Genomic DNA, 22,864 nt, shown 5'->3' on the forward strand with positions numbered 1-22,864 from the left:
CTGCCATAAATGTTGGATGGTCGATGGGCCCAAACCACTGCGTGTGCGTACCTGGGCCTGTTCCGGGTGCGGTACCGGACATGACCGGGATGTGAAGAGGTGGACCGAGCCCATGGCCGCGAGGCTGTGGGAATCCCCGGGGTTCACCCCGAGGAGGACGTCAAGTAGAGCTGGTGGGGGAGGGCACGGGGAACGAGGCCCTGCGGTTCGACGTACTGTGCCGACACGAGGAGAAGGTGCGGCGACAGGTGGAGGAGCTCCAGGAGGCGCTGGCCGTTATCAGCAAAAAGGTCTCCCTGTACGCCGAGCACCTCGACGCCGGAACCGCCGATGCCCTGTGGCGTGACGGGCCCGTCTGCGCCCCGCCTCCGTCCTCCTGACCGGCGAATCGCCCCACCCGGGCCGTCGAAACGGGTGGGACGGCTCCTTCCAGCGCGGGGACACCCTGTTCCGGGGCCGTGTGCCCTACCCGCGGGCCCCGGGCGCGGAGGCGGCCAGCGAGTACGTCAGCGGCAGGCTCGCGGACCCGTCGGGGTATCGGAAGCGCGCGCCGTCGGCGACGAGCGCGTCGTAGCGCTGGAACGCGATCGTGTCGTGTTCGTGGACGAACTCGATCCGCAGTCCGGCTCCGGCGACGGCGCTGAGGACGTCGCCGAGGGTGTGGTGCCACTCGGTGGCGGTGTTGTGCGTGGTTTCGGCCTCCCAGTCGGCGTAGGAGCCCGACGCCTCGTAGGTGCGCGCGCCGCGGGCGAAGTAGCCGCGCACGGCGGTGGTACCGCGGGTGTCGTCGAGAACCTCGGTCAGCGGGTGGAACTCGGCCAGGTAGAGCCGTCCGCCCGGGCGCAACAGGCCGGCCACGGTGCGGGCCCAGCGGTCGATGTCGGGCAGCCACATCAGGGCGCCGGTGCCGGTGTAGACGACGTCGTAGACGTCGGCGGCGACGAAGCGGGCCCGGTGGTCCAGACCGATCTCGGCGGCGAGGCCGGTTGCCGTCCGGACGGCTGACGCGGAGAAGTCCAGGCCGCTGACGCGGGCGCCGTGGCGGGCCCAGGACAGCGTGTCCAGGCCGATGTGGCACTGTAGATGGGCCAGGTCGAGGCCGGTGACGTCACCGAGTTCGTCGAGTTGGAACCGGTCGAGGGCCTCGGCGCCGGCGCGGAACCCGTCGAGGTCGTAGAACGGGCTCGCTGCGTGGAGCGGGGCCCGCTCGTCCCAGTGCCGTTGGTTGCCCTTGGTCAGGTCGGTGGTGCTGCCGGTGTCGCGCATGCCGGCATCCTATGAGCGGGCCACGGCGCACTGGCAAGCCGTTTTCACGCGGCGCTCCGTCCCCGCGAACTGCTGGTGAAGCGGATGCGCGTGGGAAGCGAGGTGCACGGGGTCTTGGTTGGAAAGCGCTTGCCTTATAGGGTGGGCCACCCCCCCAGCCATAGAGGAGGCGTACCCATGGGCATCCCCCGACATTTCGTCCTGAGAAGAAGTCCGCTGGTAGTAGGCGTTTGCGCGGTGCTGATGGCGGTGAGTACCACCGCGCTGGCCGAGCCGCGAGGCGACTCCGGAACCCAGATGGAACAGCTGGACCGGGGACTGGTCGCGGTCAAGACCGAGGAAGGCGTTTTCCTGAGCTGGCGCCTGCTGGCCCCCGAGGTCAGCGGGCACACGGATTCGGGGCTCAGGGGCCCGCTGTTCCGGGTGTACCGGGACGGGAAGGTCGTCGGACTGGTCAGGGACAGCACCAACTTCCTGGACGAGGAGGGCGCCGGGGACTCCGAGTACAGGGTCGTTCCGGTGTCCCGGGGCAGGCCCGGTACCGGGCCCGAGGGCGGAACGACCCCGGCGGGGGAGGAGTACGGGTACACCGCCAACGACGTGAGCGTTGGCGACGTCGACGGTGACGGACGCTACGAGTTCGTCGTCAAGTGGGACCCCACCAACTCCAAGGACGTCTCCCAGAAGGGGTACACCGGCAACACCTACGTGGACACCTACACCCGGGAGGGCGAGCTGCTGCACCGCGTCGACCTGGGTGTGAACATCCGCTCGGGTGCGCACTACACGCAGTTCCTGGTCTATGACCTCGACGGCGACGGCCGTTCGGAGCTGATGCTCAAGACCGCCCCGGGGAGCAGGTCGCTGACCTTCGGCGAGGACGGCGAGACCTCCGAGGACCACGTGACCATACCGGAGGAGGACGCCGAGGCCGGTTACGGACACGACGACGACTACCGGATGAGCTCCGAGGACTACCGTGAGCACGTCGTGGAGATGTTCCTGGGCTGGCACGAACACCCCGAGGTCGTGGCCGGGAACTGGCCGCGGACCCTGGAGGAGGCCTTCGGTGAGGAGCCGCGCCACGACTACCCGCTGAACCGGGAGGACGCCGAGGCCCTCGCCGACTTCTTCATCGACGAGTACGCGCCCTCGCGCAGCGGAAGGAACGACCTGCGCGACTTCGAGGGCTTCGTCGTGGACGGACCCGAGTACCTGACGGTGTTCGACGGCCGGTCCGGCGCGGAGCTGGACACCGTCCGCTACGAGCCGGGGCGCGGGGACGACGGCCTGATGTGGGGCGACTACGCGATGTCGCGCATCGAGCCGGGCAACCGGGTGGACCGGTTCCTGTCGGGCGTGGCCTACCTGGACGGCGCCGGCCCGTCGGCGGTGTTCGCCCGGGGCTACTACACGCGCTCGGCCGTGGCGGCCTACGACTTCGACGGCGAGTCCATCCGTGAGCGCTGGATCGCCGACAGCGGACACGTGCCGATGGACAACCCCTTCGACGCCTCCCCGCACGGAGGCGATGGCACCGACCCCGAGATGGGGGCACTGGCCGGACAGGGCTTCCACTCCTTCAGCGCGGCCGACGTGGACGGCGACGGACGCCAGGAGATCGTCTACGGCGCCGCGACGCTGGACGACGACGGGTCCCTGCTCTACTCCTCCCACGACTACGGTCCCCCCGAGAGCAGCGTCGAAGGCGAGTACGTCAAGCTCGGTCACGGCGACGCGATGCACGTGGGCGACCTCGACCCCGAGCGGGACGGTCTGGAGGCCTGGACCGTGCACGAGGGCTCCACGAGCGTGCCCTACGGATTCGTGATGCGCGACGCCGCCACCGGCGAGGTGCTCTTCGGCGGATACACCGGCACGGACACCGGCCGGGGCATGGTCGGCGACATCGACCCGCAGGCGCCCGGGCTGGAGGTCTGGTCCTCGATGCCGCCCGGTGACGAGATCGAGGCGGGCCTGTGGAGCGCCGACGGTGAGTTCCTCGGTGACCGGACCCCCGGCACGAACATGAGCATCCGCTGGTCCGCGGACATGACCACCCAGACCATCGAGGGGACGCAGAACCCGAGGATCGAGGACTGGACCCGCGGCACCCTGCTCACCGCTGAGGGCACCCACACCAACAACGGCACGAAGGGCAACCCCGCCCTGGTCGCGGACGTGTTCGGCGACTGGCGTGAGGAGCTCGTCGTGCGTACTGAGGACAGTACGGCGTTGCGGGTTCTCACCAGCACCGAGGTGACCGACCGCAAGCTGCACACCCTCATGCACGACCCGCAGTACCGGGTGGGCGTGGCCGGGCAGCAAAGCGGCTACAACCAGCCGGCCTATCCGGGGTTCCACCTGGGTTCGGACACCGACTGGGCGCGGGTGGAGGTGCCCGAGGCCCGTTACCCGACGACGAGGTAGGCGGGGGAGTGGTCCCGGGCGGCAGTCGCCGCCCGGGACCGCGAGAGTGTCTGGACGGCGCCGCTGGTACCGTGGCGCGCCATGACGATCATGAGCCGACCGTGGATGGCGCGCCTGGTGGCCCGCTCGATGCAGGCGGGCATGGCACTGACCGCGGGACGCGAGACCCGGAGCGCCCACGCGAGGCTTCCCGAGTACCCGCGAAGGACCGAGTCGCTCACCGTGCCCACCGCGCACGGACCTGCGCGCGTCACCGTCTACCGCCCCGAGCCCGGGCCCCGGACTCCGGCGGTGCACGTCAACCTGCACGGCGGAGGATTCGTGCTGAGGTGGGCGGACATGGACGACCCGCTGTGCCGCGTACTGGCGGCCGAGGCCGGTGCGGTCGTGCTGAACGTGGACTACGCGGTCGCCCCGCAGCACCCGTTCCCGGCACCGCCCCACCAGGCGTACGAGATCGTGCGGTGGGTGGCGGCCCACGGTGGAGACCACGGTTGGGACGGCACCCGGCTGACCGTCGGCGGGCAGAGCGCGGGCGGCGCCCTGGCCGCTGCGGCCGCGCGGCTGAACCTGGAGAGCGGCGAGTCGCTGATCGCGTCGCAGGTGCTGCACTATCCGTCGCTGGACCTGACGGTCCGGACGGAGGACAAGCCCTCGCCCACCGACCGGCCCATGCTGCGGCCCTGGATGGGAGAGGTCTTCAGCACCTGCTACATCCCGAACCCGGAGGCGGGCCGGGACCGGCTCGCCTCCCCGGCGGCTCCGGGCGACACGGCCGACCTCACCGGCATCGCGCCCGCCGTGGTCATCGTCGCCGAGCACGACGTCCTCCGTGCGGAGGGCGTCCGGTACGCCGAACGGCTCGAACGGGTCGGCGCGCTCGTCGCGCTCCACCAGGTGCGCGGCCGCGACCACGGGTACGACGTGGGCCACGACGACGCGGCGCGTGAGACCTACCGGATGATCGCGGGGCACCTCGCGCGGGCGGCCTAGCGGGGCCCGTTCACCTCCGTGCGGGATCCGCCCCGCGGAGGACGGCTGCCCCCTCAGTTCGGTGACGGGGCACCCGACCACACGCACCGGCACGGCCGCGGTCCGCCACGGTTTTGCCTTTGTGCAGGTCACAAGCCCGTGTGGCGGCGGTTTCCGCGGGAAATCCAACGTTATCGTACCTATGCGTAGTTGCCTTATTACTAAAAGTAATAACCTCGCGCGGGCAGAGACTCACACCGGCCACTTACGCGAGGTCACCCGGACCACACCGGAGGAACCACATGAACGTGTCCAGGCGCTCCCTGCTCGTGGGAACGGGAGCCGTCGTCCTCGCTGCGGCGGGGCTGCCCCAGGCGGCCGCCGCGGCCGCACCGCGGTGGCGGGCAGACGTCGCGCGGCCGATGCAGAGCCGGTTCATACGCAAGGACGCGGCCAGGCTGTTCGACACCAGGACGGGAGCCTGGGCACCGGAGCTGTACTGGTACGCCAAGGCCGTCGGCTGGATGAAGAGGCGGCAGCGGACTGATCCGAACTCCTGGCAGTTCCAGTGGTACACGCACGGCAAGCCCGATCGGGCACAGGGCGAGCCCCCCGAGTGGCACCAGTGCCCGCACGGGAACCAGTACTTCCTGCCCTGGCACCGCTGGTACGTGTACTACTTCGAACGAATCGTGCGGAACGTCATCGTCACCAAGCTGAACCAGAAAAGCATGGCCAACTGGGCGCTGCCGTACTGGAACTACGCGCACCTGGTGCACGACGGCGTCCCGGCCTCGGAGGAGTGGCGCAAAATCCCGCTGCCCTTCCGGCAGCGCAGGATTCACACCCCCCAGGGCCAGGAGGAAGAGGACAACCCGCTGTACCTGCCGGTCGACACGGAGGGTCGCTGCCTCGGCGACAAGCCCATGGCCGTCGACCAGGTCGACCCGGCCGCCGCGATGCGGGAGCACTTCTTCTGGCCGCCGGAGGAGCAGAAGGTCGGCCGCGCCGGCTTCTCCCAGGTGATGGAGCGCTCCCCGCACGACCTGGTGCACCTCAGCACCGGCGGCCTGATGGGCGCGGTGCCGACGGCCGCCGGGGACCCGGTGTTCTGGCTGCACCACGCCAACATCGACCGCTTCTGGACCGCCTGGCTGGCCAGGCACCAGATGCCCACCGGCTGGCAGTGGCCCGAGGTACGCCAGAAGCACGCGCCCGAGGACCCGGATCTGCCCTACATGCTGCGCGACGAGAACGGCAGCCAACACACACTGGAAGGCCCGGTCTTCGCCTTTCCCCGGGACGCCTACATGTACGAATCGCTGACCGACGGCATGGGCACCGGCGAGGCGCCGTCGGCCTTCCTGGTCGCCGGGATGCCTCAGGAAGCGGCCGCGGCCACGTTCGCGGTCACCGATGAGGTCACGCACCTGGGAAACGAGCCGCTCACCCTCTCACCCGGCAGCGGGAAGGGCGCCGCGGACACCATCGAGACCGCGATGGAATCCGGTGACCGGGTCGTGCTCACCTTCGAGGGGGTGCGCGCCGACACGGCGCCGCTTACCGCCTTCCTCGTCTTCCTCGGCGAGGACGAGTCGGACACCAACCCCAACGGGCCCGCCTTCGTGGGCCACCTGACGTTCTTCGACAACGTCGGTCCCCATGCCATGCACCCCGAGGGCCTCAGGATCTCCTTCGACGTGACCGAGACGCTGCGGCAGCTGCCGGACCAGGCCTGGAGCGGCGAGGAGATGCCCGTGGTCCGGGTGGTCCCGGGGCCGCTGGGAGAGGCGACGGTCACCGCAGAGGCCGCCCCGCGTTTCGCCAGCGCCGCCTTCACGGTGGTCTGAAGCCCCGCCGCGACTCCACGTCCGGTCGCTGCGGCGGCTGGGCGGCTGCTTGACCGCTCTCGCCGCCGTCCTACCTCTCAGAGCACCAGACATAGCGAATGTCCGGTTCGCGTTCTTCGGTTCGCTCCACGGCGACGAAGCCGTGAGGCCCTCCGGTCAGAGCACGCCCGTAGAGCCCGCAGCCGAGCCCCGCCGCGGGGAGTCAGGGAAGCGTGCAGCGGTGGTCCGCCGAAGGGGGGTTGGTAGAGCCTCCAGCAAACCCCAGCCACGCACCCGTAGAGCCCAGGCTGACGAGCAGCCCCAGACCGTGCGAGTTCTTGGTTGTTCGCTGTTGGGTTTTCGTGGATTTTCTGGGGTGACCCGCCGCTGCACGACGGGGCGACGGGGCCCAGGGCTATTCCTCCCCGAGGTCCTCGGCCCAGACCTCGGGGTAGCGCTCCTGGAACTCCCTCATCAGGGCCGTGCAACGGGGATCGTCGAGTTCGACGACCCTGACCCCGCGTGAGCGGAGCAGTCCGAGCTCACCGGGGAAGGTCCGTGATTCGCCGACGACCACGACCGGAATCTTGAACTGGATCACGGCCCCCGCGCACATGGCACAGGGAGCGAGGGTGGTGTACAGGACGGCGGTCCCATAGGAAGGCCTTCTGCCGGCCCGCCTGAGGCACGACACCTCTCCGTGCGCGACGGGGTCGCCCCGTTGCACGCGTTCGTTGTGGCCGGAGCCGACCATCCTTCCGGTGATGTCAATGGAGGAGCCGACGGGGACCCCGCCCTCGGAGAGGCTCTTCCGAGCCTGCCGCAGGGCCTCCTCGAAGGAGGAGGGAGTCCACCCCTGCGCGTAAACCCCGGTGTTCATCAGCCATGCATACCAAGGGGCCGACAAGGGCGGCAAGCAGAGAACCCGGCACGGCCGCGGCCCGTCTCCAAGCCCGGCGGGGCGGTCCGGAAGCCGGGGCGGTCCGGGACCCGGGACGGCCGCGTACCCACGGGAGGCGCGGATGACAGGCGGCGGCCGACAGGATAGAACGGCACGAGCACACCGGACGTGGGGACCCTTGCCACCGAGGACCCTCCGCGCCCATGCACACGACGCGCCACACCGCGTCCCGTGAGCTGAAGCGCCGCGATGCTCCTCCGCGACACGATCATGGGGAGCGGGCGGTACCGACGAGCCAGGAGCACGATCCTTGACCGACAACCCGTTGCTGACCCCCAGCGAACTCCCCTACCAGCTCCCCGACTTCGCGGCGATCGGGGAGGAGCACATCCTGCCCGCCTTCGAGGAGGGCGTGGCCGAGCACCTGGCCGAGGTGGAGTCGATCGCCCACAACCCGGAGCCCGCGACCTTCGACAACACCATCGCGGCGCTCGAACGCTCCGGCGCCACCCTGGAGCGGGTGGAGACCGTCCTGCACACCCTCGCAGGCTCCGACGCCACCGACGCCGTCCAGGAGATCGAACAGCAGGTCGCCCCCAGGGCCGCGCAGCACAGGGACGCCGTCACACTCAACCGGGACCTGTGGGAGCGCATTCGGCAGGTCACCACCTCCGACCCCCAGGAGTCCTGGCTCCTGGAGCGCTACCGGCTCGACTTCGTCAAGGCGGGCGCGGACCTGGACGTCGAGGGACAGGCCAGGCTGCGTGAGCTGAACACCGAGCTCGCCGAACTCAGTACGGAGTTCGGGCGCAACGTGGTCCGGGCGACCAGCGAGGCCTCCTTCGTCACCGAGGACGCCTCCGACCTGGAGGGGCTGGACGAGGCCCGCATCAGCGCGATCGAGCAGGACGGCAGGTACGTCCTGCCGCTGCTGAACACCACCGTGCAGCCCGTCCTGGCCCAGCTCACCAACCGCGCCACGCGCGAGCGGATCCACGCCCTCAGTGTCGGACGTGCCCCGGACAACCACGCGATCGCCGCGCGCATGGCGGAGCTGCGGGCCGAGCGGGCGGCGCTGCTGGGCTACCGCGACCACGCGGCGTACACGGTCGCCGACCAGACCGCCGGGACCGTCGAGGCGGTCGAGGAACGGCTCCACCAGCTGGTCGGGCCCGCCCGGCGCAACGTCGATGCGGAGGCCCGCGCGCTGGCCGAGCACGCCGGGCACGAACTGGAGCCGTGGGACTGGCCCTTCTACGCCGAGCAGGTGCGCCGGGCGCGCTATGACTTCGACGACAGCGTCCTGCGCCCCTACTTCGAACTCGACGGGGTGTTCGAGAGGGGCGTCTTCCACGCGGCGTCCCTGCTGTACGGGGTCACGTTCACTCGGAGAACCGATCTGCGGGGCTACCACGCCGACGTGCGGGTGTGGGAGGTCTTCGACGCGGACGGCTCACCCCTGGGGCTGTTCCTGCTCGACCCCTACGCCAGGCCGACCAAGCGCGGTGGCGCGTGGATGCACAACCTGGTCGACCAGTCCCTCCTGCTGGACACGCTGCCCGTCGTGGTGAACAACCTCAACATCGCCAAGCCCGGGTCCGGCCCCACCCTGCTCACCTTCGACGAGCTGGAGACCGCCTTCCACGAGTTCGGCCACGCCCTGCACGGGCTGCTCTCAGCGGTGCGGTTCCCGCGCGTGCAGGGCACGAACGTGCCGCGCGACTTCGTGGAGTTCCCCTCCCAGGTCAACGAGATGTGGGCGGTCTGGCCGGAGGTCCTGGCCAACTACGCCCGCCACCACGAGACGGGGGAGCCGGTGCCGGACGAACTGGTGGAGCGTCTGACGGCCGCCCGCCGGTTCGGCCAGGGCTTCGCGACCTTCGAGTACCTGGCCGCGGCGCTCCTGGACTGGGCGTGGCACCGACTGGCCCCCGGCGAGACCGTGCGGGACGCGGCCGCCTTCGAGGAGCGGGTCCTGGAGGCGGCGGGCGTCCTGCACCCCCTGGTCCGTCCGCGTTACCGGACCGCGTACTTCCAGCACGTGTTCGCCAACGGCTACAGCGCGGGCTACTACTCCTACGTCTGGAGCCAGGTCCTGGACGCCGAGAGCGTGGAGTGGTTCACCGCCAACGGCGGCCTCAGCCGGGAGGGCGGGGACCGCTTTCGGGAGCGGGTGCTGTCCGTGGGCGGCGGAACGGACCCCATGGAGGCCGTTCGGGACTTCCTGGGCCGCGAGCCCCGGTTGGAGCCACTCTTGGCTCGCCTGGGCCTGGCCTGACCCTGCGCGACCGCCGGGGCGCGGACGGCGGCCGACCCGCCGTGGCCGACCCGCCGTGGACGCCGAGCGTGTGCGGGGACGGCCGAGTCCGGGTCCCGTGCGTGCCGGTCGTCGTGGGCGGCCTGGAAAGGGGTGCGCTTCGTGTGCGAAGCGCACCCCGCCTGGTCGGATACCCGGCCCGGCCGTGACGCGGGTGGACCGGCACCCCTAGGACGACATGAACTGCATGGACTGCATGGACGGTCCCGCCGGTGCCGGTACACCGGCGGGACCGAGTATGAGGTCGCGGACCCCGGCGGCCGCGACGCGTTCCCCGGCCGAGCCGGAGCCGGTGCACAGCAGCAGGGGCCCGCCTCGAGGGCTTCGTGCGTGCGCTCGTGGGACCCAGTACGCAGCCCGGGTCGAGCGGGGCCACGTCCATGGCTTAGCGCAGGCCGGCCTTCTTGCGGACGAGGTCGGCCGCCGCGCGCTCGGAGCTGGCCCCGTCCTTGGCCCTAGCCCGCTCGCCCGTCACCGCACGGCCCTGTCCCGCCGTGTCCCTCTGCGATCGGGGCGATGGCAACGGGGGACCTCCCAACGTGCTCCTGGTGCCGTGCCGCATGTTCGTACCGGTGGCGGGCATCGCGGAACCAAACGTGAAGATCATGGCCGGATGCGGCCATGGTGCGCCTGGGTTTCATTCGGATGGGTTTTGTCCATGTTGGCCCCGATGTGTACATCTTGTTATGAAGTGAATCACTCAGAAGATGTTTCCTTGCGCCTGTTAGCCTCACCTTCCGTCCCAGGACAACCATCGACCGTGTCCCGACGGCACGGGCCCCAACAGGTGATCCCCCGTCCTGGGCTAGAGAGTCCTGTCATGTTCCGCCGTACTCTGACACGCGTCGCCGCCCTCCTGGCGCCGGTGATGCTGCTGCCAGCCCTTTCCACACCCGCCCTCGCTGCAGAGGGGCCCGTGATCACCTCCACGGACTATCCCGCTGGGGACGAGTTCCACGGCTCCCCGGGACAGCCGGGCGAGTTCACCTGTCTCCGACAGCGGGGCCGAGGACGTCCAGAGCTACTTCTACGCACTCAACGACGACTCCTGCGTCCACGAACTCACACCCGAGGAGCCCGGCGGGTCGGTGACGGTGACCCTCACCCCGCGTCTGGCGGGCCCCAACTGGATCTACGCGCGCACCGTGGACGCTTTCGGCAACTCCTCCGACTGCGTCCTCGCCTACTCCTTCCTGGTCGCCTCGCCCAGCGACCCGGTCGCCCACTTCACCTTCGACGAAGGCCAGGGCGACCGCGCCGCCGACACCGCCAACCCCGGCCAGGGAGCCACCCTCTCCGGCGGTGTGGAGTGGGTCCGCGGCCGGGTCGGCACGGTGAACAACCCCGACACCAACCCCACCCCGCGCCTTGAAGGCACCGCCGTGCACACCAGCGGCTACACCGACGGTGACCCGGGTCCCTACGACGAGATCAACGTCGACCACTCCACCGTGGACACCTCCGGTACCTTCTCGGTGTCGGCGTGGGTGAAGCTGGACCGCGCACACGCCCACCACACCGCCGTCGCACAGGAGGGCACGCAGCAGAGCGCCTTCCACCTGGGCTACCAGGGCGATACCGGCCGGTGGGTGTTCAAGATGTCACCCGAGGACGAGTACCGGGACGGTTCGCGTGAGTGGACCGTGGCCGCCTCCACCGCCTCCGCCGAGGTCGGGGCGTGGACGCACCTGCTGGGCACCCACGACGCGCAGACCGGCGAGATCACCCTCTACGTCGACGGTGCCGAGCAGGGCACCGACACCCACCCCGGGCCGTGGAACGCTCAGGGCCCCTCGCCATCGGACGCGCCCTGTTCCAGGGCGCGGGCGACTACTACTGGCCCGGCGCCATCGACGACGTCCGGGTGTGGAACCGCCTCGTCCCGGACGAGACCGTGACCGACTCCGAGGTGTGGCGCCTGGCCAACCGCCCGGTGGCCGCCGAGGGCCGGTGGAAGCTCGACGAGTGGGACGGCACGGCCGTGGCCGAGGCCACCGACCACGGACTCGACGCCACCCTGCACGGTGACCCCCTCACCGCGTGGAACGCCGCCGAGAACGGCGTCACCTTCTCACCCGGAGTGCGGCTGAACGGCACCGACGAGTACGTCGAGGCGCCCGGACCCGCCCTGCGCACCGACCGCAGCTTCAGCGTCGCGGCCTGGGTGCGCCTGGACGAGACCGGCGAGGGCCTCAACACCACCGCCCTCAGTCAGGCCGGCCAGTTCCAGAGCGGCTTCCACCTGGGCTACCAGGGATCCCGGGGAGCGTGGGTGTTCAAGATGGCCCCCCACGACGACGCCCCCACCTCCGGATCGACCGGGTGGACCTACGCCTACTCCAGCACGGCCGCCCGGCTGGGGGAGTGGACCCACCTGGCGGGGGTCTACGACCACACCAGCGGTGAGCTGGTGCTCTACGTCAACGGCTTCGCGGAGTCCCGCGCGGCGGTGGACCACGCCTGGCACGCCGAGGGCCCGCTCCGGATCGGCAGCGCCCAGCACGGCGGCTCCAACACCCACCACTGGCCCGGAGACATCGACGACGTCCACGCCTACCAGGGCGTGGTCTACGACCGGGACCTGTCCCGGGTGTACGCGGGGGAGTTCCCCAACACCCAGAGCTGAACGACCTCTGGAGAGGGAAGGGTGATGACGGCCGCGCCGGGCACTGGCCCGGCGCGGCCGTCGGCGCGCGCACCTGACTCCCGTCGATCAACACACCGGCAGCACCAGGACCCGCCGAGGAGGCGAGGACGAGGACCGCCACGATGATCGGCCGGACTCCCTTGGGCGCTCCATCGCACGCTCCGAACTGGAGACGGTGGAGCGCGCCTTCGTCCACTTCCGGGGCCGCGCACCGGAGGGCTGCCCGCTTCTCCGACCAGGCTCTGGGGCGCATGACCATGCCCGTACTGGCGATCGTCGGCGAGCGCGACGCCATGTTCGACGCCCGGCAGAGCCCCCGGCGCCTGCGGGCAATGGTCCTCCACGCCACCGTGACCGTGCCTTCCTGGAGGCCCGAGGTCACCGACCCTCAGGAGCCGGTGCCAAGCAGCCCCGCGTCACAGGCCACAGGGGCGGCCTCCGTCGTCGGCTCTGCTGCCGGGCCGGCGGCCTGACGCCGCGAGCGCGCCCGGTCGGGGAGAGCTAGGACGTTCGGCCCCCTGCCCGACGGCTGCTTGACCGCTCTCGCCGCCGTCCTACCTCTCAGGACGCCAGACGTAGCGGATGTCCGGTTCGCGTTCCTCGTTGCGAAGTCCCTCGGTCCGCTCCACGGCGACGAAGCCGTGCCGCTCGTAGAACCGCCGTGCCGGTCCGTTGACCCGGAACGTCCACAGACCCAGGCCCTCCGGCCGCTCCTGTTTGGCCAGGGCCATGAACCGGTCTCCCAGGCCCCGGCCGCGCCACGACGGGTCGAGGTAGAGCTGCTCCAGCTCAGCTTCCTCCAGCACGAGAAGTCCGACCACACGGTCCCCGACAGCCGCCACCCAGCTCTCGGTCCGCGGTACGACCACGAAGGAGAACCAGTCCCGTACCGCGTCATCGTCGTGCGCACGGTGCACGGTCGGCAGCGCGGTGGCGAAGGAACGCAGCCACACGTGGGCCATGTCGACCGCATCGGAGTCACCAGCACGTCGGAGCGCGATCCCGTCACCGTTCACAGTGCACGACCATCCCAGGTTCGCGATCCTGGCGCAGCCCTTTTTCGGATCATCGCCCCCACGATTCAGTGAACCTGTCAGGCGGCGTGCATCCCCCTGGGGCGGAGCGCCGCTGTCAGCTCTACGGGTGCCTGGCCCAGGTCCGTCGGAGGCTCTACCGAACCCCTGGGGTGGAGCTCCGCTACAAGCTCTACCCCCCGGGGCGCGTGGCCGGGGTTTCCCGCGCGCTTCCCCAACCCTCTGGGGGGTGGGGCGCCGCTGCGTGCACCCCGGCACGCCCGCAGGACTACGGTCAGGGCCGGTAGACGGCCGTGGAGCCCCGCACCATCAGCTCGGGTGTGAACAGCACCCGCTCGTGGACGTGGTCGGGATCGTTCAGTTCCGAGTCCAGCAGCCGCATCGCCGCGCGGCCCAGCTCGTACTTGGGTTGGGCCACGGTGGTCAGCCCGGGGTGGACCAGGTCGGCGAAGTCGACGTTGTCGTAGCCGACCACCGACATGTCGTCGGGCACACGCAGGCCGCGCTGGCCCAGGCCCTTCATCACGCCGAGCGCCAGCTGGTCGTTGGCGCAGAACACCGCCTGCGGCCGCTGTCGGGGTCCTCCGGCCAGTACCGTGTCCACGGCCCGCTCGCCCTGCTCGGGGTTGAGCAGGGGTTGCTCGACCACCCGCACCGCGGTGTCGGGGTCCATTCCGGACTCCTCGAAGGCGGCGCGTAGCCCCTCGTGGCGGCGGCGTACCTGTTCGATGGCGAAAGGTCCGCTCAGGAAGGTGGCCCTCTCGTGTCCCAGCCCGATCAGGTGTCGCCCGGCGGCCATGCCCCCGGCGTGGTTGTCCACGCTGACGCTGCATCCGACGTCCTCGGCGACGTCGCCCCGGTCCAGGGCCACCCATGAGGTGCCCTGGCGGTTCAGCCACAGAAGGTCGGACAGGTCGTCGTCGACGGGCATCACCACGGCCCCGGCCGCGCGCTGCTCGGCGAGCAGGCGTACGTTGCGCCACTGGCGCTCGCGGGCCTCGGCGGAGTTGAGCAGTACCACGGCCAGCCCGGACCCGGCCGCATCGTCCTCCACACCGCGCGCCACCTCGGTGAAGAAGGGGTTGGTGACGTCCAGGACGAGCAGTCCCACCGACGCGCTGCGCCCCGACCTCAAGCTGCTGCCGGAGGAGTTGCGCACGTAGTCGAGCTCGGCGATGGCCGCCTCGACCTTGAGCCGGGTGTCCTCGGCGACGCGCTCGGGGCGGTTGAGGACGTTGGACACGGTGCCGGGAGAGACCCCGGCGTGCCGGGCGACCTCGGTGATACCCACGACGCGGCGGGTGGATCGGGACCTGGTGGACAAGGGGCTTCTCCCGGGCGTGTGCGGACGGACCGTCAGTGGACAACGCGTCGCATCGTACTGATCCGGCCGTGGACTTCAGGGTGTGTACACGGCCCCGCGGTCCGGAGCATCATGCTCACACTCGGATTGAAACGTGTCAATAACATCCTCACCCGAAGGCGTGATGACCCATCGTACGCGGGTCGCTCCGGTTCGGTTCCGGGTGCCGTTACCAGTGCGATACCTGCGAATTCTTAGTGATCCTCTTGACGGTAAGATGTGTGGCACTTAACATCCATTTCATATTAAAACGTTTTTGCTAGGTCCGGCAACACGCCGGATCGGCACCGGAGAAGGAGGGCGCACGTGGACCCAGCAGAGGTCCCCCCACCCCTCGCCCTGGTCGACGTCACCAAGTCCTTCGGAAGCGTCAGGGCCCTGCGGGGACTGTCCCTGGAACTGCGCTCCGGAGAGATTCACGCGCTGGTCGGCGAGAACGGGGCGGGGAAGTCCACCCTGGTCAAGACCATCGCGGGGGTGCACCGGCCCGACGGCGGGCAGGTGCTGGTGGACGGACGTCCCACCGAGTTCGCCGCGCCTGTGGACGCTCAGCGTGCCGGGGTCGCGGTCATCTACCAGGAACCCACCCTGTTCCCCGACCTGTCGGTGGCCGAGAATATCTTCGTCGGCCGACAGCCGCGCAACCACATGCGCATCATCGACCGCGGGCGCATGCGCCGCGACACCGAGGAGGTCTTCACCCGCCTCGGAGTCCACATGGACCCCGACCGCCCCGCGCGCGGACTGTCCATCGCGGACCAGCAGCTCGTGGAGATCGCCAAGGCCCTCTCACGCCAGGCGCGTGTGCTGGTCATGGACGAGCCCACCGCCGCCCTGTCGAGTGTGGAGGCCGAGCGCCTGTTCACAGTGGCCCGCACACTGCGTGACTCCGGGGCTGCGCTGCTGTTCATCTCCCACCGCTTCAACGAGGTCTTCTCGCTGTGCGACCGCATCACCGTGGTCCGCGACGGCGCGTTCGTCTCCTGCGATCCCACCGCCGACCTGGACGTGGACACCGTCGTGCGGCGCATGGTCGGCCGCGAGGTCAACAGCCTCTATCCCAAGGAGGACGCCGAGCGCGGCGACACCGTCCTGGAGGTCGGCGGCCTGACCAGCCACGGCACGTTCGCCGACGTGTCCTTCGAAGTGCGTGCCGGGGAGATCGTCGCCCTGGCCGGACTGGTCGGCGCCGGACGCAGCGAGGTCATCCGCGCCGTGTTCGGCGTGGACCGCTACGACTCGGGCACCGTGCGCGTCGGGGGAGAGCCTCTGCCGCCCGGAAGGCCCAAGGCCGCCATGGCCGCCGGAGTGGCCCTGGTACCCGAGGACCGCCGCCAGCAGGGCCTGGTCATGGAGTCCTCCATCGAACGCAACGCCACCGCCACCCGCCGCTGGCTGCTCAGCCGACTCGGGCTACTGCGTCCGCGCGCCGAACGCGGCTCCGCCCGTGAGTGGGGCGAGCGCCTCAGTCTCAAGTTCGGCGGGCTCACCGACTCGGTCTCCACCCTCTCCGGCGGCAACCAGCAGAAGGTCGTCCTGGCCAAGTGGCTGTCCACCGAGCCCCGAGTGCTGTTCGTGGACGAGCCCACGCGCGGCATCGACGTGGGCACCAAGGCCGAGGTCCACCGGCTCCTCTCCACCCTGGCCGGCCAGGGGATGGCCATCGTCATGGTCTCCAGCGAACTGCCCGAGGTCCTGGGCATGGCCGACCGGGTCCTGGTCATGCACGAGGGCCGGGTCACCGCCGAACTCGACCGCGAGGAGGCCGACGAGGAGTCGGTCATGTACGCGGCCACCGGACAGCGACCGAGCGAGGCCGCCTGATGAACACACCCAGCGCAGCCCCCGACACCTCCACCACCGGGTCACCGCCCCGGCCCAACGGACGCCCCGCGCGCCGCCGGATCCAGTTCCGTGAGCTCGGCGTGCTCCTAGCCGTGGTGCTCCTCATCACCGCCACCTGGCTGCACAACCCGGGGTTCCTGTCCAGCCAGGGCGTACACGACCTGTTCCTGGGCGCCACCGTCCTGTCCGTCCTCGCCGTCGGCCAGGCCCTGGTCCTCATCACCAAGAACGTCGACCTGTCGGTCGGCTCGGTGATGGGACTGTCGGCCTTTGGCACCGGCATCCTCTTCGTGTCCTTCCCCGGCCTGCCCGTCCCCGTCGTCATGCTCGCCGGGGTCCTCATCGGCCTGGTGTGCGGGCTGCTCAACGGCCTGCTGGTCACCACCGTCCAGGTCCCCGCGCTCGTCGTCACCCTGGGCACCCTGTACGCCTACCGCGGCCTCAACCACTGGTGGGCCGACGGCGGCCAGGTCAACGCCCACGACATGCCCGACCCCTTCCTGCTCCTGGGCCGGTTCAGCGTCCTCGGGGTCCCGCTGCCCGCCGCGATCGCCATCGCCGTGGTCGCCGTGGTGGGCTTCTACCTCGCCCGCTACCGCTCGGGGCGGGAGCTGTACGCGATCGGCTCCAACGCCGACGCCGCACGGCTGTCGGGTATCCCCGCCGCGCGCCGTGTCGCCCTGGCCTTCGCCGCCAACGGCGCCCTGGCCGGACTGGCCGGGGTGCTGTTCGCCGCCCGCTACGGCACCGTCGACTCCACCGTGGGCACCGGCATGGAATTGCAGGTCGTCGCCGCCGCCGTGGTCGGCGGGGTCGCCATCGCGGGCGGTGTGGGAACCGTCTACGGCGCCGCGCTCGGCGCGGTCCTGCTCACCACCATCACCGCCGCCCTTCCCATCTGGCAGATCAACCAGTTCTGGCACCAGGCCGTGGTGGGCGCGCTCATCCTGGCCGCCATCGGCCTGGACCGGCTGCTCGCGCTGCGTACGGCGCGCAAGCTTCGAGAAGGAGGTGCCCGTGGCGCCTGAACCCACCGTCACCGCGCCCGCCCCGGACCGGGCACCCGAGGGCGCCCCGGGCCCGACCGGGCAGCGTCCCGCCGCACGGATCCGGTCGCTGCTGTCGGTACGCGAGGCCCCGGTCGTGGGTGCCCTCATCGTCACCCTGCTGGGCGCCAGCCTGTTCGTGGACATGTTCGCCACCGGACGCAACATCGAGTTCATGGTGCTGAGCGTGGCCGCCATCGCCCTGATGGCCCTGCCGATGACGCTCATCGTCATCACCGGGGAGATCGACCTGTCGGTGGCCAGCACGCTGGCCCTGAGCAGCGCCACCCTGGGCGTCCTCTGGGAATCGGGGGTCCCCATCGAGGTGGCCCTGTGGATCTGCCTGGCCGTCGGAGCGGCCCTGGGCGCCCTCAACGGGTTCCTGGTCACCGTGTGCGGGCTGCCTTCCCTGGCCGTGACCATCGGCACCATGGCCCTGTACCGGGGCCTGGCCTACGTGCTACTGGGCGACCGGGCCGTGGCCAGCTACCCCCGGGACTGGGTCAGCGGTGCCCGTGAGCCCTTCCTCGGGATCGGGGGCCTGCCGTGGATCGCCGTGGCGATCCTGGTCCTGGCCGTGGTCTTCGGGGTGCTGCTGCACGCCACCGCCTTCGGCCGCTCCCTGTTCGACATCGGCAACAACGACGAGGCCGCGCGCTTCACCGGTGTGCCGGTGCGCTGGACCAAGTTCTGGCTGTTCACGCTCAGCGGCGTGGTCGCCTCCGGCGCCGGGGTCTTCTGGACCCTGCAATACGGCACCTCGCGCGCCGACACCGCCTTCGGCCTGGAGTTGCAGGTCGTGGCAGCCGTCCTACTCGGCGGCGTGTCCATCTTCGGCGGGATCGGATCAATCCTGGGCGTGATGAGCGGCGTGGTGCTTCTCGGCGCCATCCGCAACGCCCTACAGCTGTTCGGCATCAGCAGCGAGGTCCTACAGATCGTCACCGGCCTGATCCTCATCGCCTCCGTCGTCACCCCCAACATCGTGGCCCGGGCACGCGCCAGACGCGCGTCCACCTCGGGCCCAGACCCGGCCACGGCGTCCGCGCCACCCTCCGCGTCCGACTCCACCAAGGGAGATGCACCATGATCGAGCCTCGCCCACGCCACCTGCTCCTGACCGCGTCCGCGTTCGCCGTACTGATGACCGCCGCCTGCGGCGGCACCACCATCGACGACGCCCAGGAGGAGGACAGCTCGGGCCCGACCGGCACCGCCGACCCGGACGCCGAGATCCCCGAGAACCTCAAGATCGACTTCCTGCCCAAACAGCTCAACAACCCCTACTCCGACATCGTCAACGCGGGCGGCGCCGACGCCGTCGAGGAGCTGGGCGGTGAGTACAACGAACGGGGCGGCACCGAGCCCACCGCCGACTCACAGGTGGAGTACATCAACGCCGCCAGCCAGGCCGGCAGCGACGTCATCGTCATCGCCGCCAACGACCCCGACGCGGTGTGCCCCTCGCTCGACCAGGCCAGGGACAGCGGCGCCGCCATCGTCGGCTACGACTCCGACGCCAACTGCACCGACATCTTCGTCAACCAGTCCTCCGACGAGCTGATCGGACGCGCGCTGGTGGAGATGATCTCCGAGCAGATCGGTGGGGAGGGCACGTTCGCCGTCCTGTCGGCCACCCCCAACGCGACCAACCAGAACTCCTGGATCGCCGCGATGGAGGAGGTGATGACCGAGGAGGAGTACGCCGACCTGGAACTGGTCAGCACCGTCTACGGCAACGACGACGACTTGCAGTCCTTCCAGGAGATGCAGGGCCTCATGCAGTCCTACCCCGACCTGGACGGCGTGGTATCGCCGACCACCGTGGGCATCGCGGCGGCGGCTCGCTACATCAGCGACTCCGAGTACAAGGGCGAGGTCGCCATCACCGGCCTGGGCACCCCCAACCAGATGCGTGAGTTCGTGCACGACGGCACGGTCGAGGAGTTCGCGCTGTGGAACCCCGAGGAGCTGGGCTACCTGGCCGGGTACGCCGGTGCCTCGCTGAAGGCCGGACGCATCACCGGCGCCGAGGGCGATTCCTTCACCGCCGGTGACCTGGGCGAGTTCACCGTCGAGGAGGGCGGGGAGATCGTACTCGGCCCGCCGACGGTCTTCGACGCCGACAACGTGGACGACTTCGACTTCTGATCGGGTCCTCGAGGGGGCCGACACGTACGGCCCCGACGCGTCCGGGGCGGGCCGGGTGCCCCCGGCCCGCCCCGGGCCGTATGAGTACGTACGGCTCTATCCGGTTTTCTTCCGGTGCGTAGCACCTTGACCTGACCCGACTACCCCAAGTGACAGGAGGACGCCGTGCAGCGCGTCTGCTTCATCCTCAAGGTCCGCAAGGAGCGCCTCGCCGAGTACCGGGAGCGCCACGCCGAGGTCTGGCCTGAGATGCGCGAGGCCCTCAGCGCCACCGGCTGGCACAACTACTCGCTGTTCTGTACCGAGGAGGGCATGGTCGTCGGCTACCTGGAGACCGAGGACTTCGACCGTGCCCGCGAGGAGATGGCCAAGACCGAGGTCAACGCCCGATGGCAGGCCGAGATGGCGCCCTTCTTCGAGAACCTCCCCGGACGCCCGGACGAGGGCATGGTCCCGCTGACCGAGATCTTCCACCTGTCCTGAGCCCCAGCCGGAAAGGCAGTTCCTTGCTCCCCATCCCCCGCTCACCGCTGCGCCTCCTGACCGGCGCCGTGCCCGGCGCGCTGGCGCTGGCCCTGACCACCGCCCTCGCCGCTCCGGCCGCCGCGGCCCCGGCCGACACGGCCGCCGCACCCTCGGCCACACCCCTGGGCAGCCGGACCCTGGACGAAAGCGCCCTGTACTTCGTCTCCTACGACGGCCTGGTCAACAACGGCTCCTACCAGCAGTCGGGCATCCTCACCCACGGCGGCTCCCAGTACGCCGCCTGGTACACCGAGGACCGCCACGCCGTCCTCGCGCGCCGCACCCTCGGCGGCGGTGGCGGCGGCGAGTGGCAGACCGTCCGACTGCCGCACCGGCTCACGGTCGACGACTCGCACAACTCCATCTCTCTGGGCGTATCCGCCGAGGACGGGCGTCTGCACGTGGGCATGGACACCCACAACACACCGATCTTCTACACCCGCTCCGCGCCCGGCCTGGTCACGGGTGAGGCCCCTTGGGGCGCTGGATCCTTCGAGCCGATCCAGCGTGACCTGGCGGGCCTGGACGTGGGCCCGATGACCTATCCCAGGTTCGTCCCCACACCGGACGGCGGACTCCAGTTCGCCTACCGCACCGGCGGATCGGGCGACGGCACGCAGGAACTCGCCGAGTACGAGGACGGGGAGTGGGAGCACCTGGGCGCCTGGTCCTCACCCGAAGGGTCCTACGAGGCCAACGGGGCGGTGAGCGACAACCGCAACATGTACCTGCACGGGATCGGCTACGGCGACGACGGGCGGCTGCACGCCTCGTTCACCTGGCGCGAGGCCGCGGCGGGCGGCGACATCCTCTGCCACCCCGGCGGACTGTCCAACCACGACACCGGCTATGTCTACAGCGACGACGCCGGACGCACCTGGCGCACCGACAACGGCGCCGTGGCCGCGGTGACCGGGACCCCGCACCGGGTGTCCGTGGACACCCGGAACCACGTCGTCGACCCCCTGCCGCCGAACTACGCGCTGATGAACCAGGAGTCCCAGGCGGTCGACTCGGCGGGCAACCCGCACGTGGTCATCAGCTACCGGCCGGGGAGGTTCGGGCACTGCTCGACCGACTTCGTCAACGACCGCAGGCAGCAGGGACGCACCTTCCACCTGCACCAGGACGAAGCGGGCACGTGGCACAAGGTGGAGCTGCCCGAGCCGCTGAACGCCTTCGGCCGCTCCCGGCTCGTGCTCACCGAGGACGACACGGCCTACGTGGTCATGCCGTTCGGCCGCATCATGGCCGCCACCGCCGACACCGGGTGGAGCGAGTGGACCACGGTCCACGACGGCTCGGAGATCGACTCCTTCGGCGAGGTGCTGGTGGACGAGTCCCGGGTGGCCTCGGAAGGGGTGCTGTCCGTCTTCTACCAGGAAGCGGGACCGGGGCCGTCCACACCGATCCGTGTGGCCGACTTCCAGCTCGACTGACCGGCGCGCCGGGCGACGCTCAGCCGGCGGGCAGGTCCACGCGGATCTCCCCGCCCAGGGACGCCCCGCCCTCCAGGCGCAGGCCGTCACCGCTCCAGAACCGCCCCGGGTCGTAGTACCCGGGGCGGTTCCCGCCGGGCAGCAGCCCCATGGCCTCGTAGGTCAGGGCCATGACCTCGGCGCAGTAGGCGGTCTCCAGGGCCCGCTCACGCGGTCGGGAACCGAAGGGCAGGCGCCGCAGGGGCAGGCGTCCGCGCACCCATCGGGCGGCCAGCTGGGCGCTGGAGGGAAAAGGGGTTCCGTCGAGCCGGGCGACGGTGCGCAGGGCCGCGTCCTCCATCCCGGCGTCCGCCTCGGGGTCGAGCTGGCGCAGCCAGCCACGCTGGCCGTACCTGCGCCCCCAGACCATGACGGCGTCGCGCAGGTCGTGCAGCTGTACGCCGCGCTGGTGCTTTCCGGTCCACACGTCGGGCAGGGAGCGGCCGAGCTCGGCATGCCACATCAGAGGTGGCAGGTCCTCGACCACGAGGGACATGCCGACGTGGTTGACCGGGCTGTTGGTGGTGATCTGGATGGCGCGATCCGCCGCGCTGGCGCCCCGAAAGACCCAGACGTCACCGGTCCGGGTGAGTTCCAGCGCCTGGCTCAGGGACATGCTCGTTTCTGCCACACCGCATAGCGTAGGCACATGCGTTGGTGGAAAATCCTTGGAGTGGCCGCTTTCGTGGGCGTCGCGGCCACCGGTGTGGTGATAGCCCGGGACCAGCGGCAGCGCCGCGCCTACACCCCCGAGCAGGTCAGAGGGCGCCTGCGTGAGCGCGTCGCCCGGGCCGAGGCCGCGGGGGCGCCGGTACCGACGGAGGTGGAGGACGGCCCCGCGGTGCCCGCGTGGCGCCGACGCCTGCGCGGGGCGGCCGGGGGAGTGCGAAGCTCCGCGGCGGCGGTCCTGGGATGGCTGCGTGGCCGTGTCGACCGTTCCACCTGAGGCCTGGTGCGAGGACGGTTGCCGTCGGCCCGGAACACCGGTGTCCGGTCATGGTCTAGTCGAGGAGCAGACCCGTTGACTTCTTCTGCTGGGAGTAGGACAAAGCGGTGGCCA

The 22,864-nt window shown here is 70.5% G+C and carries 21 protein-coding genes; 15 read left to right on the forward strand and 6 right to left on the reverse strand.

Annotated features, from left to right (window positions below):
- The first annotated feature begins 173 nt into the window (after nt 1-173).
- Entirely contained in the window at nt 174-380 is a 207-nt protein-coding gene (locus AC0T5L_RS26590; protein ID WP_476168238.1) for a hypothetical protein, read from the forward strand.
- An 85-nt stretch (nt 381-465) separates the two neighbouring features.
- On the opposite strand, the gene AC0T5L_RS26595 is transcribed toward AC0T5L_RS26590, so the two are convergent.
- Nucleotides 466-1,266, reverse strand: a complete 801-nt coding sequence (locus AC0T5L_RS26595) for a class I SAM-dependent methyltransferase (RefSeq protein ID WP_476168239.1) — start codon at nt 1,264-1,266, stop codon at nt 466-468.
- Between the two features lie 243 nt (nt 1,267-1,509).
- Here AC0T5L_RS26595 and AC0T5L_RS26600 point away from each other — a divergent pair, with 243 nt between their 5' ends.
- From AC0T5L_RS26600 to AC0T5L_RS26610, 3 genes are all read left to right on the forward strand, one after another.
- Nucleotides 1,510-3,696, forward strand: coding sequence for a rhamnogalacturonan lyase (locus tag AC0T5L_RS26600; protein WP_476168240.1), 2,187 nt, complete (start codon nt 1,510-1,512; stop codon nt 3,694-3,696).
- A gap of 81 nt (nt 3,697-3,777) precedes the next feature.
- On the forward strand, nt 3,778-4,689 hold the full coding sequence (locus AC0T5L_RS26605; RefSeq protein WP_476168241.1) for an alpha/beta hydrolase: 912 nt from the start codon (nt 3,778-3,780) through the stop codon (nt 4,687-4,689).
- Between the two features lie 281 nt (nt 4,690-4,970).
- Entirely contained in the window at nt 4,971-6,518 is a 1,548-nt protein-coding gene (locus tag AC0T5L_RS26610) for a tyrosinase family protein (protein WP_476168242.1), read from the forward strand.
- A 394-nt stretch (nt 6,519-6,912) separates the two neighbouring features.
- Here the strand turns inward: AC0T5L_RS26610 and AC0T5L_RS26615 are convergent, their stop codons facing one another.
- Nucleotides 6,913-7,377 carry a nucleoside deaminase gene (locus tag AC0T5L_RS26615; RefSeq protein ID WP_476168243.1) on the reverse strand — a complete coding sequence of 155 codons (465 nt, stop codon included), beginning with the start codon at nt 7,375-7,377 and terminating at the stop codon, nt 6,913-6,915.
- Nucleotides 7,378-7,708: 331 nt separating this feature from the next.
- On the opposite strand from AC0T5L_RS26615, the gene AC0T5L_RS26620 reads away from it, so the two are divergent.
- On the forward strand, nt 7,709-9,676 hold the full coding sequence (locus tag AC0T5L_RS26620; RefSeq protein WP_476168244.1) for a M3 family metallopeptidase: 1,968 nt from the start codon (nt 7,709-7,711) through the stop codon (nt 9,674-9,676).
- Between the two features lie 424 nt (nt 9,677-10,100).
- Here AC0T5L_RS26620 and AC0T5L_RS26625 read toward each other — a convergent pair whose 3' ends face one another.
- Complete coding sequence (locus tag AC0T5L_RS26625; protein WP_476168245.1) at nt 10,101-10,322, reverse strand: hypothetical protein; 222 nt, start codon at nt 10,320-10,322, stop codon at nt 10,101-10,103.
- Between the two features lie 481 nt (nt 10,323-10,803).
- Between AC0T5L_RS26625 and AC0T5L_RS26630 the strand changes: the two genes are divergently transcribed.
- The 3 genes from AC0T5L_RS26630 (at nt 10,804) to AC0T5L_RS26640 (ending at nt 12,835) form a co-directional block, all read left to right on the forward strand.
- Nucleotides 10,804-11,613, forward strand: coding sequence for a LamG domain-containing protein (locus tag AC0T5L_RS26630; RefSeq protein WP_476168246.1), 810 nt, complete (start codon nt 10,804-10,806; stop codon nt 11,611-11,613).
- Between the two features lie 182 nt (nt 11,614-11,795).
- Nucleotides 11,796-12,341: a LamG domain-containing protein gene (locus AC0T5L_RS26635; protein ID WP_476168256.1), complete on the forward strand. Its 546-nt coding sequence runs from the start codon at nt 11,796-11,798 to the stop codon at nt 12,339-12,341.
- 272 nt (nt 12,342-12,613) lie between these two features.
- Nucleotides 12,614-12,835: a hypothetical protein gene (locus AC0T5L_RS26640; protein ID WP_476168247.1), complete on the forward strand. Its 222-nt coding sequence runs from the start codon at nt 12,614-12,616 to the stop codon at nt 12,833-12,835.
- An 81-nt stretch (nt 12,836-12,916) separates the two neighbouring features.
- Here the strand turns inward: AC0T5L_RS26640 and AC0T5L_RS26645 are convergent, their stop codons facing one another.
- Both AC0T5L_RS26645 and AC0T5L_RS26650 read right to left on the reverse strand, forming a co-directional pair.
- Nucleotides 12,917-13,378 carry a GNAT family N-acetyltransferase gene (locus tag AC0T5L_RS26645; RefSeq protein WP_476168248.1) on the reverse strand — a complete coding sequence of 154 codons (462 nt, stop codon included), beginning with the start codon at nt 13,376-13,378 and terminating at the stop codon, nt 12,917-12,919.
- Nucleotides 13,379-13,670: 292 nt separating this feature from the next.
- Nucleotides 13,671-14,720: a LacI family DNA-binding transcriptional regulator gene (locus AC0T5L_RS26650; protein ID WP_476168249.1), complete on the reverse strand. Its 1,050-nt coding sequence runs from the start codon at nt 14,718-14,720 to the stop codon at nt 13,671-13,673.
- A gap of 345 nt (nt 14,721-15,065) precedes the next feature.
- Between AC0T5L_RS26650 and AC0T5L_RS26655 the strand changes: the two genes are divergently transcribed.
- The 6 genes from AC0T5L_RS26655 to AC0T5L_RS26680 all read left to right on the forward strand — a co-directional run bounded on the left by AC0T5L_RS26655 (nt 15,066) and on the right by AC0T5L_RS26680 (nt 21,765).
- The gene (locus AC0T5L_RS26655) at nt 15,066-16,583 is read left to right on the forward strand and encodes a sugar ABC transporter ATP-binding protein (protein ID WP_476168250.1); all 1,518 of its coding nucleotides are present in this window, start codon (nt 15,066-15,068) and stop codon (nt 16,581-16,583) included.
- Nucleotides 16,583-17,632 carry an ABC transporter permease gene (locus tag AC0T5L_RS26660; protein WP_476168251.1) on the forward strand — a complete coding sequence of 350 codons (1,050 nt, stop codon included), beginning with the start codon at nt 16,583-16,585 and terminating at the stop codon, nt 17,630-17,632. Before AC0T5L_RS26655 ends, AC0T5L_RS26660 begins: the two co-directional genes overlap by 1 nt.
- Entirely contained in the window at nt 17,616-18,740 is a 1,125-nt protein-coding gene (locus AC0T5L_RS26665; RefSeq protein ID WP_476168252.1) for an ABC transporter permease, read from the forward strand. Before AC0T5L_RS26660 ends, AC0T5L_RS26665 begins: the two co-directional genes overlap by 17 nt.
- Nucleotides 18,737-19,801, forward strand: a complete 1,065-nt coding sequence (rhaS, locus tag AC0T5L_RS26670) for a rhamnose ABC transporter substrate-binding protein (protein WP_476168253.1) — start codon at nt 18,737-18,739, stop codon at nt 19,799-19,801. The genes AC0T5L_RS26665 and rhaS overlap by 4 nt, the downstream gene beginning before the upstream one ends.
- A gap of 165 nt (nt 19,802-19,966) precedes the next feature.
- The gene (locus tag AC0T5L_RS26675) at nt 19,967-20,284 is read left to right on the forward strand and encodes an L-rhamnose mutarotase (protein WP_476168254.1); all 318 of its coding nucleotides are present in this window, start codon (nt 19,967-19,969) and stop codon (nt 20,282-20,284) included.
- 23 nt (nt 20,285-20,307) lie between these two features.
- A complete protein-coding gene (locus AC0T5L_RS26680; protein WP_476168255.1) occupies nt 20,308-21,765 on the forward strand; it encodes a BNR repeat-containing protein in 1,458 nt (485 codons plus the stop codon).
- 19 nt (nt 21,766-21,784) lie between these two features.
- Here the strand turns inward: AC0T5L_RS26680 and AC0T5L_RS26685 are convergent, their stop codons facing one another.
- The gene (locus AC0T5L_RS26685; RefSeq protein WP_476168257.1) at nt 21,785-22,420 is read right to left on the reverse strand and encodes a hypothetical protein; all 636 of its coding nucleotides are present in this window, start codon (nt 22,418-22,420) and stop codon (nt 21,785-21,787) included.
- Nucleotides 22,421-22,477: 57 nt separating this feature from the next.
- On the opposite strand from AC0T5L_RS26685, the gene AC0T5L_RS26690 reads away from it, so the two are divergent.
- Entirely contained in the window at nt 22,478-22,750 is a 273-nt protein-coding gene (locus tag AC0T5L_RS26690; protein WP_476168258.1) for a hypothetical protein, read from the forward strand.
- The last annotated feature ends 114 nt before the right edge of the window (nt 22,751-22,864 follow it).

The organism is Nocardiopsis sp. TRM 82005 (assembly GCF_056312425.1).